The organism is Flavobacterium mesophilum, assembly GCF_039581405.1.
Taxonomy (GTDB): domain Bacteria; phylum Bacteroidota; class Bacteroidia; order Flavobacteriales; family Flavobacteriaceae; genus Flavobacterium.
Genome location: NZ_JBCPXZ010000006.1, coordinates 211,311 through 224,710, shown reverse-complemented (window position 1 = coordinate 224,710; position 13,400 = coordinate 211,311). Strand labels below are relative to the sequence as shown.

The 13,400-nt window shown below is 32.9% G+C and carries 11 protein-coding genes; 8 read left to right on the top strand and 3 right to left on the bottom strand.

Features of this window, described 5'->3' with window-relative positions; genetic code table 11:
• Positions 1–120: 120 nt before the first annotated feature.
• Both AAYQ19_RS18650 and AAYQ19_RS18645 read right to left on the bottom strand, forming a co-directional pair.
• Positions 121–1,629, bottom strand: a complete 1,509-nt coding sequence (locus AAYQ19_RS18650) for a toxin-antitoxin system YwqK family antitoxin (protein WP_343538386.1) — start codon at positions 1,627–1,629, stop codon at positions 121–123.
• Positions 1,630–1,634: 5 nt separating this feature from the next.
• Positions 1,635–3,275, bottom strand: a complete 1,641-nt coding sequence (locus AAYQ19_RS18645; protein WP_343538385.1) for a WG repeat-containing protein — start codon at positions 3,273–3,275, stop codon at positions 1,635–1,637.
• A 228-nt stretch (positions 3,276–3,503) separates the two neighbouring features.
• On the opposite strand from AAYQ19_RS18645, the gene AAYQ19_RS18640 reads away from it, so the two are divergent.
• The 8 genes from AAYQ19_RS18640 to truB all read left to right on the top strand — a co-directional run bounded on the left by AAYQ19_RS18640 (position 3,504) and on the right by truB (position 12,300).
• Positions 3,504–3,851: a winged helix-turn-helix domain-containing protein gene (locus AAYQ19_RS18640; protein WP_343538384.1), complete on the top strand. Its 348-nt coding sequence runs from the start codon at positions 3,504–3,506 to the stop codon at positions 3,849–3,851.
• A 115-nt stretch (positions 3,852–3,966) separates the two neighbouring features.
• Complete coding sequence (locus AAYQ19_RS18635) at positions 3,967–6,522, top strand: TonB-dependent receptor (protein WP_343538383.1); 2,556 nt, start codon at positions 3,967–3,969, stop codon at positions 6,520–6,522.
• Between the two features lie 88 nt (positions 6,523–6,610).
• Positions 6,611–8,614, top strand: a complete 2,004-nt coding sequence (locus tag AAYQ19_RS18630; RefSeq protein WP_343538382.1) for a TonB-dependent receptor plug domain-containing protein — start codon at positions 6,611–6,613, stop codon at positions 8,612–8,614.
• Between the two features lie 18 nt (positions 8,615–8,632).
• Entirely contained in the window at positions 8,633–9,226 is a 594-nt protein-coding gene (locus AAYQ19_RS18625) for a molybdopterin-dependent oxidoreductase (protein ID WP_343538380.1), read from the top strand.
• Positions 9,227–9,487: 261 nt separating this feature from the next.
• Positions 9,488–10,363, top strand: a complete 876-nt coding sequence (locus AAYQ19_RS18620) for a cell division protein FtsX (protein WP_343538378.1) — start codon at positions 9,488–9,490, stop codon at positions 10,361–10,363.
• Between the two features lie 89 nt (positions 10,364–10,452).
• Entirely contained in the window at positions 10,453–10,704 is a 252-nt protein-coding gene (locus AAYQ19_RS18615; protein ID WP_343538377.1) for a DUF3098 domain-containing protein, read from the top strand.
• 109 nt (positions 10,705–10,813) lie between these two features.
• On the top strand, positions 10,814–11,611 hold the full coding sequence (locus AAYQ19_RS18610) for an undecaprenyl-diphosphate phosphatase (RefSeq protein ID WP_343538375.1): 798 nt from the start codon (positions 10,814–10,816) through the stop codon (positions 11,609–11,611).
• The gene (gene truB, locus AAYQ19_RS18605; protein WP_343538373.1) at positions 11,611–12,300 is read left to right on the top strand and encodes a tRNA pseudouridine(55) synthase TruB; all 690 of its coding nucleotides are present in this window, start codon (positions 11,611–11,613) and stop codon (positions 12,298–12,300) included. The genes AAYQ19_RS18610 and truB overlap by 1 nt, the downstream gene beginning before the upstream one ends.
• 370 nt (positions 12,301–12,670) lie before the next feature.
• On the opposite strand, the gene AAYQ19_RS18600 is transcribed toward truB, so the two are convergent.
• Positions 12,671–13,288, bottom strand: coding sequence for a thioredoxin family protein (locus tag AAYQ19_RS18600; protein ID WP_343538371.1), 618 nt, complete (start codon positions 13,286–13,288; stop codon positions 12,671–12,673).
• Positions 13,289–13,400 lie beyond the last annotated feature (112 nt).

Below are 13,400 nucleotides of genomic sequence, written 5' to 3'. Positions count from 1 at the left end.
TTCAAAGGTTTTCTCACTTTATGAATTATGGCGCAAATTTACATTTATTGTATGAAACATAAAACTTTAGGCCTTATTAACTTTAATAAATAAAAATTGCAATTAAAATTGTTTTATTTCCTATTTATTTAGTTTTTCGAATTCTTCTTTGGTTACTTTTTTACTTTGAAAATAATAGATCTCTTCTTTCATATTTGTTTTACTGCTGTAGACGGTTGTTAATCCATGCCATTTTCCTTCTTTTAGATGTTTTATCACATAGCCGCCATCAGCATTATAATTAGCATTAATTACTTGCTCTCCTTTTTCATTATATTCTATTTCTGTGTCAAGATATAATTTATTATCCCTGCTTGTATTATAGGTCTTATGAGTTCCTTTTGGATTTCCATTCTCTCCCCACTTATTCTCGCAAAGTAATTTTTTCTCCTTATCGTAATAGCGAACGGCAATTCTTCTACCATCTTTTCTAAAATCAGTTTCTTTAAACACCATTCCTTCCGGATAATATTGTTTTTCATTTTTTCTGATATCATCTTCATACAAGGCTTCTGTCTTTAAGACTCCAGTTTTTTGCTCAAAATACTTTGATATCCCGTTTCTTTTACCCTCATGATATTCTGTCGATCCGGTAAGAATTCCATTTCTAAACTCTTTAGCCGTTCCTTCCAATTTATCATTTACATATTGCTTTTCATCACTTAAAACTCCTGATCTTTCGTAATCTTTCCATACACCGGTTTTCAATCCTTCCTGATCATAATATTCTTCAGAAAAAAGTGTATTATCTTCTCCATAATACTTGTGTGCACCTACTCTATTACCAAAACGATATTCATTTTTAAAATGAAATTCTCCATTCAATTTATAATATTCAACAAAACCGTTTATATCACCCAAATAATATGGAGTTTTCCTAATTAATTTTCCTGTAATCGGATTATATTCTTTGAATTCACCATTGAATACTTTTTCCTGTGAAATAGAAAATTCAGAAACCAACTTATCATCCACAAATCGCTTTACAAGTCCTTTTTTCAAATCATTTGGATAAAAGTACACCTCATTTTCACAAGAAACTTTTAGATCTCCTTTTATGTTTCCTTCCGTATAATTTCCTTCAATTGTAATATCCTTACGTCTTGGAATAATAAATCTGCGCAAACCGTCTTTGAGATTGTTTTTATAATTGGTTTCTAAAATAAGATTTCCTCTTTCATTATAAACTTTCGCAATTCCGTTTGCTTTTCCGTTTTTAAATTCTATTTGCTGAAAAATCAAGCCTTTTTCTCGATAAATGGTTTTAAAACCATCTAACAAACCATTTTTATAGTGAGATTCTGAAAACTTTTGACCATTAATCAAAATTTCAACAACGGTACTTTCTTTCTCTTTGTTTATAAGATATTTGACATTGGCCTTCTTATTTAATTTTTGAAGATTTACTATATCAGAAAGTTTATTTGGAAAATCGGCTGGATTAGCTTCCCATTCTGAATAGAAAAAAACATCAGCTTCTTTTAATTCCGGCATTTCACTTCCAAAACGTACGTTATGTGTAGAATATCTTGTTTGCGAAAAAACCAAAGTATGCAACAGGATAAAAAATATATTTAGTAGCTTTTTCATTTTAATTAATTTTTAAAATATAAAGTTCCATTCTCATTTGCATATCCAACTAGTACTTTATTTTGATCAACAAGTTCTAATAAATTTATGGTCTGCGTAATTCCTGTAGCGTCTTCGTAATCTTTTTTCGGGTAATTTGAAAAAACATCTTTCAAAGGATAATCAAATATTGCTGGTTTTTGATTTAATTTATCACTGTAATGCTGCGTTATGAAACGATATTTATTGTCTTTTTTTAACTGAACAATTTTAAGTGTCGAATTCATACTTTGAAATTCTACAATTTCGTCATATTCTGCTTTGAGAATTTCAACTCCATTATTTTGAACAATTCCGTATTTATTGCCAATAGTGCTAATTAAAACTTTGACACTATTGTCATGAACCAAACTAGATTGTTTCAAATCATCGAACTGAACAGGAAATAAAAGTTTTTGGTCACTACTGTAAAAACTATACTTGAATTTATTTGTTTTTGAATCTTTGTTTCCGACCTTAAAAATTACTTTATTATTTTGCTGATCGTCATAAATCCAAGTTCCTTTCTTTACAATAGTATCAAATTCTACTAAGTTTTTAGTTTTAGACGAAAACAATATTCCTACCTTATTCTTCTTTTTGTAGAAAACAATATTTTTAAAGTAATTGATGGTGTCATTTTCTCTATTAAGAGTTGTATTGTTTAGCAATTCCATATCTTCAATCGGAACCTTTAATGATACAGGAATTGTTTTCTTTGGACCATTCTTTCTATCATTTTGTGACACTAAAACCAGTTTATTGTTTTCTATTTTAAATTCATTCGACATATAGACAGGTTCCTTGACAATCGTTTTCTTGCTTTCCCCAGGTCCTACTGGCTCATCAATTGTTAGCATATCACCAGTATCTCCCTTGATTACTCCATAATCTGCATAATCGCCTCCGCTTCCGCTTCCACCTCCACTACCACTTTCATAATCTCTTGGGTTCTTCTTCATAAAAAACAACATCAGGTCTTCTTCACTTTTGGAATATATTTTTGATCTGGAAATATTTTTTGGCAATTCAGAAAAATCCCAAGTTTCAAGTGCAACCGCATCGTTTTGTTTCTTTTTAACTTTGAAATGCACTTGTTTTATATCCTTTATCCTTACTAAATCAAGAGAATAAAAATCTTCATATAACCATTGCGAAATAGTATTAGACGAAGAATCATAAATAAAGACACTTTCTGTAAAATCTAAATTCAAAACATGAAAAAAATAGAATTTGTTATCAAATTTTTCATTTACAATTATTTTGACTATAGGCTTTGCCAAAATCGATTTACCATCTGACAAAATCACCTCCGTTCTTTTTTGTCCATTCTCGAATTTTACGGCAATGTATAAATTTCCTTTTCGGGAAATAGATTCATAAACTGGAGGCAAAATTTCTTTTCCATCAATGATTAAACCTCTAAGGTTTTTAAATGAAGAAAGCATAACTCTGTAATCTCCCCAAAAAGCATAAAACTCAACCTTGTCGAACTTTGGCTCTATTAACAATTTTGATTCTGCATTACAAATTCCCCACTTTTTTCCGTCGCGATAAGGAATTGCAATATCTTGAGCAAAACTTACATTGATAATCAATAAAAAAATAAATTGTAATTTTCTTTTCATACTTAAAAAATAAATAATCTCGAGCAAAACTACATTTATTAAAGCGCGTTCCAAAGCTATTTCATTGACAAACAAATAAAATAATAGATTACGTATTTTTTATTAAGTAAAAATACTTATGTTTGCATTAAAATTACTTAGTTTTAAATTATTTTTCGTTTAACTTTCATTCTAATGAGAGAATCGATTTACATAAAATAGCTATTTTTACAAATAAGTAAAAAATAAATGAGCAGCAATAAGAAATACAATGTTGAAGTCCGTGTTTGGATCGAAGAAGCCGAAGGCGCTTTTCTCGGAATCGGGAAGATTTGGTTATTGGAAAACATCCAAAAAACCGGCTCAATCACGAATGCTGCAAAAGAGATGAAAATGGCTTATCGTCAAGCTTGGCAACTGGTTGAAGAAATGAATCAGCGTGCCGAAAGTCCTTTAGTTGAAAAACTTCTCGGCGGAAAAGGCGGTGGCGGTGCAAAATTAACAGAAGCCGGTGAACGGGCAATTGCCGTTTTTTATGAAGTTGAAAAACGAATCAAAGATTTTGCTCAAAAAGAAACTCAGAATTTAAAATTTTAAACCATCCATTCTATTTTTTTTAAAACCAATTAACCCAAAAACCAATTAACCCAAAAACCAATTTTTCAACTATCAGTATTCATTTTCAAACATACTGAAATCAACTACCCAAACCATGAACCAAAAACTATATTTATTTTTTGTTTTTATAAGCCTGAAAAGTTTTTCTCAAGTTCAAAATTCAAAAACACAAGACAGCATTAAAAAAGAAGAATTAAACGAAATTGTCATTACAGCTTCTCGTCGTTCGGAGAAATTATTGCATTCGCCCATTAGTATCGAGCAGCTAAAATCGGCGGAAGCCAAAAAAATGGGATCGCCAAGTATTTACGAAGCACTTGAAAATGTAAAAGGCGTTCAAATTATTACGCCAAGTTTGGGTTTTAAAGTTATCAATACAAGAGGTTTTGCCAATTCTACAAACGTGAGATTTGCCCAATTAGTTGACGGAATTGACAATCAAGCGCCACATTTGGGCGCACCAATTGCGAATGCACTTGGAGCAAATGATTTGGATATTGATAAAATCGAAATTATTCCGGGAACCGCGGCTGCGCTGTACGGAATGAACGCCATTAATGGTTTGGCGAATATTCAAACTAAAAATCCTTTTGAATATGAAGGCGTAAGCATTCAGCAATTGACTGGTGTAAATCATGTCGGGAATGTTGACAGATTTTCTCCGAAAGTATATTCCCAATTCAATATGAGATTTGCCAAAGTATTAAGTGAAAAATTTGCTTTTAAAGTAAATGCCTCGACAACCGGCGGAACAGATTGGGTTGCTGACGACAGAACTGATTTGGCTCCAAACGCAAATGCTTCGACCGGTTTATTTGGCGCAGACAATCCGGCGTATGACGAAGTAAACGGTTACGGGAATGAATCGGCAAACCGAAAAACCTTAAACTTAAATGGCAAAAATTACGTTGTGGCCAGAACTGGTTATCGCGAAACTGATATTTCTGACTACGGAATTCAAAATTACAAAGCTGATCTTGGACTTTATTTTCGACCAAAACAAGGACATGAACTAGTGGTAAATTATAAAACAGCCTTGATTAATACCATTTATCAGCGTTCCAATCGTTTTCGATTAGACAATTATACCTTAAATCAATTTGTTCTTGATTATCATACACCAGTTTTTCAGGTAAAAGCCTATGCAACAACTGAAAATACCGGAGATTCATACAATATGCGCTCTTTGGCAGAAAATATGGATCGTGCCTTCAAATCGGATGATAAATGGTTTGCCGATTATAGCGCAGCATATAAAACTGCCGTTGCAGGCGGAGCCAGCGTTGCCGATGCACACAAAATTGCCCGAACACAATCTGATGCCGGACGATTTTTGCCTGGAACTGAAGCTTACGAAACCAAAAAAGAAGAATTAATCAATATCAACAATTGGGATATTGGTGCGGCTTTGCGCGTAAAATCGACTTTGGTTCATGGCGAAGGATTACTAAATTGGGACAAAGCTTTTGCTTCTTTCTTCGAAAAAATCGATGCAAAACTATTAAGCGGTGTTGATTACAGAAACTATATTATTGTTCCCGACGGAAATTATTTCATCAATCCTGTACATGCCGACGAAAATTTGACGTATCAAAAAACAGGCGCTTTCACGCAAGTGACAAAAGATTTTTTCGCTCATAAATTACGTTTAGGCGCAACAATCAGAATGGACAAAGCTGATTATTTTGAAGCGAAATTTACTCCACAATTCACAGCAGTTTATTCTCCGAAAGAAAGCCTGAATTTTAGAGCTTCGTACCAAAATGGTTACCGTTTCCCGAGTATTTTTGAAGGTTTTTCGAATGTGAATTCAGGTGGCGTAAAACGTGTGGGCGGGCTTCGAATTATGTCTGACGGGATTTTCGAAAACTCCTATACCAAAGCTTCAATCGATAAATTTCAAGCGCAAGTAAATAGCGATGTAAATACCGCAGGTTTGACTCAGGCGCAGGCCATCGAGAAAAACAAAAATATGATTCAGAAGAATCCGTACACCTACTTGGAACCTGAATTTGTAAAATCGTTTGAAGTTGGTTTTAGAGGAATTACTTTAAACCGAAATCTTTTTATCGATGCCGATTTCTATTACAACTCTTATAAAAATTTCATTGCTCAGGTTGAAGCCAGTATTCCAAATACTTCAGACCCAAACCAGATTCCGACTGCATTATATTCAAAAAATACACAAAGCCGTTACAGACTTTGGACAAATTCAAAAAGTAAAATTTACAATTACGGAGGAAGTCTAGGATTGAAATATCGTTTTGACAATACTTTCAGTGCCTTAACAAATCTTACTTATACGAAACTTGACCGAACAGACGACAAAGATGGTTTAGAAGACGGATTCAACACACCAGAATTCAATGTAAACGGAACTTTGATTGCGCAAAATATCTGGAAAAATCTCGGTGCGAGCGTGACGGCACGTTATCAAAATAATTTCGATTATGTTTCTTTCTTGGTCAGCGGAACTGTTCCGGCCTATTGGTCAATGGATGCTCAAGTGAATTATACTTTCAAAAAAGGCATTTCAGCAAAATTGGGAGGAACAAATATTCTGAATAAACCTTATACTTCAATTCTTGGCGGACCTTCAATTGGCGGATTGTATTATTTGTCACTGGTTTGGGAAACCAATAAAATCTAAAAACACGATTTAAAAAAAAGCAATATTAAAAATCATTTTTCTTAATCATCAGTATTCATTTAAAAACATACTGAAAAATACTAAATTTATGAGACTAAAATTATTCGCCTTTTTGCTTCTTCCATTAATTGGATTTGCACAACAAAACAATACGACAGCAGCAGATTCTGTCAAAAAATCGAACATTTTTATGCTCGGGGAAGTTATCATAACCAACCATCAGAATAAAGATACTTTAAACAGATTGACATCACAAAAAATGGAATCTCAGAATAAAATGGAAGTTTCAAGAGCACTTAATATGCTTCCGGGAGTTAATTTGACGGCTTCCGGACCAAGAAATGAATCTATGGTTTCGGTTCGTGGTTTTGATTTACGCCAGGTTCCGGTTTATATGGATGGAATTCCGGTTTATGTACCGTATGATGGTTATGTTGATTTGGCTAGATTCACCACTTTTGATTTGGCCGCCGTTGATGTTTCAAAAGGATTTTCATCTGTACTTTATGGGCCGAATTCGCTTGGAGGTGCGATAAACCTTGTTTCCAGAAAACCTTCTAAAAAACTGGAATACGATGGCTCTTTAGGAATGATTAATGAAAACGGTTATAAAGGAAATATTAATATTGGTTCAAATCTCGGAAAATTTTATGTTCAGGGCGGATTTTCTTATTTGGACAGAAATTCATTCCGAATGTCTTCTAATTTTATTCCGACAGCAAATGAAAATGGCGGACAACGAGATAATTCATACCGAACTGATCAAAAAATCAGTTTTAAAATTGGCTGGACGCCGACTGAAAAAAGCGAGTACGCTATTGGTTACATCAATCAGCAAGGCGAAAAAGGAAATCCGGTTTACACAGGTTACGACACACAAAATTCGCTTTTGCTAAAACCTCGTTATTGGCAATGGCCAAATTGGGATAAAGAAAGTTTTTACTTTATTTCGAATTCTGCTTTCGATGATAAAAACAGCTTTAAAACTCGATTGTATTATGATCGATTCAAAAATACTTTAGACAGTTACGACGATGCAACATATTCTACAATGACAAAACCTTATGCTTTTGAAAGCATTTATAACGATTATACTTTTGGAGGAAATTTGGAATACAACACCAAATTTATTCCGAAAAATGATTTAAAAATTGCTTTCCATTTTAAAGAAGATGTTCACCGCGAAAACAATCTTGGCGAACCCGTTCGACATTTTATAGACAATACCGTTTTGGTTGGAATTGAAGATATTTACAAAGTAAGTTCAAAATTTACTGTAATTCCGGGTATAAGTTATAACATCCGAAAAAATATTGAAGCCGAAGATTACAACAGTACCACAAAAGTAATTTCAGATTTTCCTGAAGCCGATGCGAGCGATGCTTTTAATGCGCAAATTGGATTTTTCTATCAATTAAATAAGGAACAAAAATTAGGCGCGACTGTTTCGCAAAAAACAAGATTTGCAACCATCAAAGACCGCTATTCATACAGAATGGGAACTGCAATTCCGAATCCGGATTTAAAACCTGAAAAAGCAACGAATTATGAATTAAATTATACAGCAAATCTTTTTGAAAAAATCACTTTTCAAACAGCGCTTTTCTACAGTTCTCTTTCAGATGCAATCTTAAGCGTAAGTAATGTACAGCCTGGAAAATCGCAAATGCAGAATTTTGGCGAAGCCGATTATAAAGGAATTGAAGCACAGTTGAATTATTCGATTTTAGAAAATTTATCTTTTAATGTGAACTATACTTATATCGAAAGAAAAAACATCACCAACCCAACAATTCATTTCACAGATGTTCCAAACACAAAAGTAATGGGAACATTAGAATACAGTCCGATTACGATTTTGAGATTGATTGCCAATTCTGAATTTAATTCTTCACGCTTCAGTACAAGTTACGGCGCGCGAGTGCCAGATTATACACTTTTGAACTTTTATGCTTCAGGAAAAGTTTCTAAAAACTTCAGCGTTGACGCAGGTTTAAATAATATTTTCGACAAAAATTACAGTCTAGTAGAAGGTTATCCAGAGGAAGGACGAAACTTTTTTGTGACACTTCGATTTTTCAGTTCAAACTAATTTAAAAACAAATTTTATATGAAAACACAAAACTACATTCTTGTTTTATTGATTGCATTTTCAAGCGTAATGTGTAATTCTCCGAAAAAAGAGAAAGAAGAAATTGTTGCAGAAAAAACTTCAAAAGCAGACAATGACAAACATCCAGCTCTTTCTGCCGCAGACAGTTTAAAAATGGTCAATCATTCGATTGAAGTAAAAGGCGATGTGGAACATACATTAAACCTAACTGTCGATTCTTTGAAAAAAATGAAAGTGGCAACAATTGGCGACTTTAAAGTGGTTTGTCAAACCGGCGAAGTCAAAAAAGATGATAAAGTCTGCAAAGGAGTTCTTTTAAGAGATATTCTGGAAAAAGCCAAAATCAAACAAAACGGACATAAAGATAGAAACTTTTATATCGTAGCCAGAGCTTCAGACGATTATAAAGCCACTTTTTCATGGGCAGAAATTTTCAATAATCCAACGGGAGACAACGCTTATATTTTATTTGAAGAAAACGGAAAACCAGTTAAAAATGGCGAAATGATTGCCATCTGCAAAAACGATATCAAAACCGGACCACGACATGTTTACTGGCTAAAAAGCATCGAAGTCTATAAAGTGAAATAATTTCTTTTTTAGTTCATAGCTACAAAGTGACAAAGAAACAAAGTTCGCAAAGCTTTATCAATATAAGCTTTGCGAACTTTGCGGTTTATAAACGATTCAGAATATTAAAATTTTTTAGCGTGCTTTGCGGTTAAATTATTTTTTGCGGTTAAATAACAAGTTTTATTCAATATGGAATTGTACTTTTATAGTATAAAAGTTCGTTAATAACTTTAAATAAAGAAATTCTTTATTATTTTTACCACATAATTTAAGCAGACTATGAGTTCTAACTTTGATAAATTTCAAAAGCGCAGGTTAATTTCCTCTTATTTTTCGGTAGTATTAAGTGTTTTCTTGGTTTTATTCCTTTTAGGAGTACTGGGATTATTCATTATTAATTCTAAAAAACTGGCTAACGATTTTAAAGAAAAAATCGCAATGACTGTTTTCTTCAAAAATGAGGCTAATGATAGTGTTGTCAAAGCATTTGATGCCGAATTAAAAAGAGCGCCTTTTGCAAAATCGTATGTTTATGTTTCGAAAGAAAAAGCAGCAAAAGAGCATACCGATATCATTGGAGAGGATTTCCTGACTTTCTTAGGAGAAAATCCGTTATTGAACTCGTATGACATCCACTTAAAAGCGGATTATGTTGAAAGAGACAGTATTTCTAAAATTGAAAGCAAATTGCGTCAAAATACTATGATTGAGGATATTGTTTACGACAAACAATTGATAAACCTAGTAAATGACAATATCAAAAAAGTAAGTATGTGGATTTTAATTATCAGCGGTTTCCTTGCTGTAATTGCGGTTTTACTAATCAACAGTTCACTACGACTTTCTATACATTCAAATCGTTTTATCATCAAAACGATGCAAATGGTTGGGGCTACAAAATCTTTCATCCGTAAACCTTTTGTAATGCGTAGTGTAAAATTAGGAATGCTAGGTGCAGTTTTAGCAATTATTGCATTGATTGCTCTTTTAATTTATGTAGAAACGAACTTCCCTGGATTAGGAATTTTAGAAGACAAAGCTTTAATCGGATTAGTTTTATTAGGCGTTTTCGGATTTGGAGTTTTGATTACTTGGGTAAGTACGCACTTTGCAACACAACGTTTCTTGAATTTAAGAACTGACGATCTATACTAAAATTTCAGATTGAAATTGCCTTCGACTTCGCTCAGGCTGACAACTAAATAAAAACACTTGGCGAGCTTGTCCAAGCAAAAAAAATAAAAATGAAAAATATTAATAAAGAAGAGCAACAAAACAAACAGGAATTCCTTTTTGACGGAATCAATTACAAAATCTTATTGATTGGAATTGCCGTTATCGCCTTAGGATTTATCTTGATGTCTGGCGGAGGAAGTACTGATCCAAATGTTTTTAACGAAGATATTTTCAGTTTCAGACGTATTCGTTTAGCTCCAACAACTGTTTTAATTGGTTTTGGAATTACGATTTATTCTATTTTCAAAAAATCTAAATAGACTCCTTAAACATCTTAGAGAATTTAGACACTTTAGATCAATCTCAAAAATCTAAAATACGCAACAATCTAACTTTCTAAAAAGTCTAATCATCTAACAATCTTATTAAATGGATACATTACAAGCTATCGTTCTTGCCATTATTGAAGGAATTACAGAATTCTTACCTGTTTCTTCAACAGGCCACATGATTATTGCCTCTTCTTTCTTTGGAATTGCACATGACGATTTCACTAAACTTTTCACCATTGTAATTCAGCTTGGCGCAATACTTTCGGTTGTAATTTTATACTTCAAACGTTTCTTTCAAACATTTGATTTTTATTTCAAACTTTTAGTTGCATTTATTCCTGCAGTTGTTTTAGGGTTATTATTAAGCGATTTTATTGATGGCTTGCTAGAAAATCCAGTAACCGTTGCTGTTTCGCTATTATTAGGAGGAATCATTTTATTGAAAGTAGACGAATGGTTCAACAAACCAAACGATCCAGAAGTTTCAACTGAAATCACTTATGCAAAAGCTTTAAAAATTGGATTATTTCAATGCTTAGCGATGATCCCTGGGGTTTCAAGAAGTGGTGCAAGTATCGTTGGTGGTATGTCTCAAAAATTGACTAGAACTTCTGCTGCTGAATTTTCATTTTTCCTAGCCGTTCCAACAATGTTGGGTGCAACGGCAAAAAAATGCTACGATTATTACAAAGCCGGTTTTGAATTATCTCACGACCAAGTAAACATGTTGGTTATTGGAAATATTGTCGCTTTTGCTGTAGCACTTTTAGCAATCAAAACTTTCATCGGATTTTTGACTAAAAACGGATTTAAAGTTTTTGGTTATTACCGAATTCTTGCTGGAATCATTTTATTAGTGATTCACTTTTTCATTCACCCGCTTACGATTATATAATGACACCTGAAGAATATTTAAACGGACAAGTTTTATTGATTGACAAACCATTAAAATGGAGTTCGTTTCAAGCTGTCAATAAATTAAAATACCTTTTAATTAATAAAGTTGGACTTCCAAAGAAGTTCAAAATTGGTCACGCAGGAACTTTAGATCCGTTGGCGACTGGACTTTTATTAATCTGCACAGGAAAATTCACAAAAAAGATTTCTGAACTTCAAGGTCAAGCAAAAGAATATACAGGAACTTTTTACATTGGAGCCACTACTCCATCATACGATTTAGAAACTGAAATCGATCAAACTTTTCCAACTGACCATATCAATGACGATTTGATTCATGAAACGGTAAAGCAATTTTTAGGCGAAATTGATCAAAAACCGCCTATTTTCTCAGCAATTAAAAAAGACGGCGTTCGTTTATATGAACACGCACGCGCAGGAGAATCTATAGAAATTGAAAGCAGAAAAACAACGATTCACGAATTTGAAATTACGCGAATCGAATTACCAGAAGTAGATTTTAGAGTAGTTTGTTCTAAAGGAACTTATATTCGTTCCCTGGCTTACGATTTTGGAAAAGCAATGAATTCTGGCTCACATTTAACTGTTTTACGCCGCACTAAAATTGGTGATTATGACGTTAAAAATGCGATTGATATTACTTTATTTGAAGAAAGTTTACAATAAAAAAAAAGCACATTACTTTTTTTATTCAGTAATGTGCCCAAGTTCTTTTGTAAATAAGTAATCTTATCTCATACTTATTTTCAGTTAATAGTGTGGCACATTCTTCCCTCCGAATAAAAATGTAGAAAAGAAATCATAAAATCTTTCGAATAACTTTTTCATAATAGTGCATTTTTTAATAATTAAACATTAAATAAACACCAATAAAAAGAGTAAATCAGAAAATTAATAATAGAAGTGGGATAGTTTTACTAAGATACGAAATTTTAAATAAAGCAAAAATTTTAGGCGCATTATTTAACATCATATTTAGTTTATTATCAACACGTTATCAACAATTATTTCGTTCGTTTATTTCGAAAGAAGACTATTATAAGCGGTTATATTTGATGTTTTCCATAATCTCTACAAGCTCTTCCTGAACCGAAATTCCTTTATCTGCCAAATACCATAATTGCAAATCGGTCTTGATTTTTTCATCAATTGGACCAACTTCTCGTTTGTGTTTTGCCATTAATTCGGTTGCGCCTTTGGGTCTTGGCCCCCAATCAGCACGCACAATTCCAGCTTCTTTACAAATTACAATTACTTTTGGAATCGCTCTTCCGCCATTTGTCAAATAATGATTCATCAAATCGTCATTTTCATCTCGAAACACAATTCGCAAATCAATTTTTTTATCAGAAGCGTGCGCCATTTTATTTAAAATAGGAAGAATTTGAGCTGCATCGCCACACCAACCTTCAGAAATTACGAGCCAGATATAATGATTGTCTAAATGTTGCAATTTTGATTCTATATCTTCAGAAACTTGAATCGTTTTTTCCAGTCGATTCATTCGGGCTTCATTCAGTTTTGAATAATTGGTCAAACTGTCAGATTGCTCGTTTCCAGTTGATTTTCCTTCAGACAATAAATCGGTTACTATTTTTCGATATTCAATATAGGAGTGGCTATTGAACAACGCTTTGGCGACAATGCTTTTCATAGATCTTTATTTTGCTTAGCATAAATTTACGGATTTTCTTCAGACCGAGATATGACTTTTATCAGATTTGACATAAAAAGCCCATAAAATTCTTTATAAATTTAAATTTACC

Excerpts from the sequence above, each read along its gene's own strand:
- AAYQ19_RS18650 (WP_343538386.1), bottom strand. The coding sequence starts at position 1,629 with ATGAAAAAGCTACTAAATATATTTTTTATCCTGTTGCATACTTTGGTT.
- AAYQ19_RS18645 (WP_343538385.1), bottom strand. The coding sequence starts at position 3,275 with ATGAAAAGAAAATTACAATTTATTTTTTTATTGATTATCAATGTAAGT.
- AAYQ19_RS18640 (WP_343538384.1), top strand. The coding sequence starts at position 3,504 with ATGAGCAGCAATAAGAAATACAATGTTGAAGTCCGTGTTTGGATCGAA.
- AAYQ19_RS18635 (WP_343538383.1), top strand. The coding sequence starts at position 3,967 with ATGAACCAAAAACTATATTTATTTTTTGTTTTTATAAGCCTGAAAAGT.
- AAYQ19_RS18630 (WP_343538382.1), top strand. The coding sequence starts at position 6,611 with ATGAGACTAAAATTATTCGCCTTTTTGCTTCTTCCATTAATTGGATTT.
- AAYQ19_RS18625 (WP_343538380.1), top strand. The coding sequence starts at position 8,633 with ATGAAAACACAAAACTACATTCTTGTTTTATTGATTGCATTTTCAAGC.
- AAYQ19_RS18620 (WP_343538378.1), top strand. The coding sequence starts at position 9,488 with ATGAGTTCTAACTTTGATAAATTTCAAAAGCGCAGGTTAATTTCCTCT.
- AAYQ19_RS18615 (WP_343538377.1), top strand. The coding sequence starts at position 10,453 with ATGAAAAATATTAATAAAGAAGAGCAACAAAACAAACAGGAATTCCTT.
- AAYQ19_RS18610 (WP_343538375.1), top strand. The coding sequence starts at position 10,814 with ATGGATACATTACAAGCTATCGTTCTTGCCATTATTGAAGGAATTACA.
- truB (WP_343538373.1), top strand. The coding sequence starts at position 11,611 with ATGACACCTGAAGAATATTTAAACGGACAAGTTTTATTGATTGACAAA.
- AAYQ19_RS18600 (WP_343538371.1), bottom strand. The coding sequence starts at position 13,288 with ATGAAAAGCATTGTCGCCAAAGCGTTGTTCAATAGCCACTCCTATATT.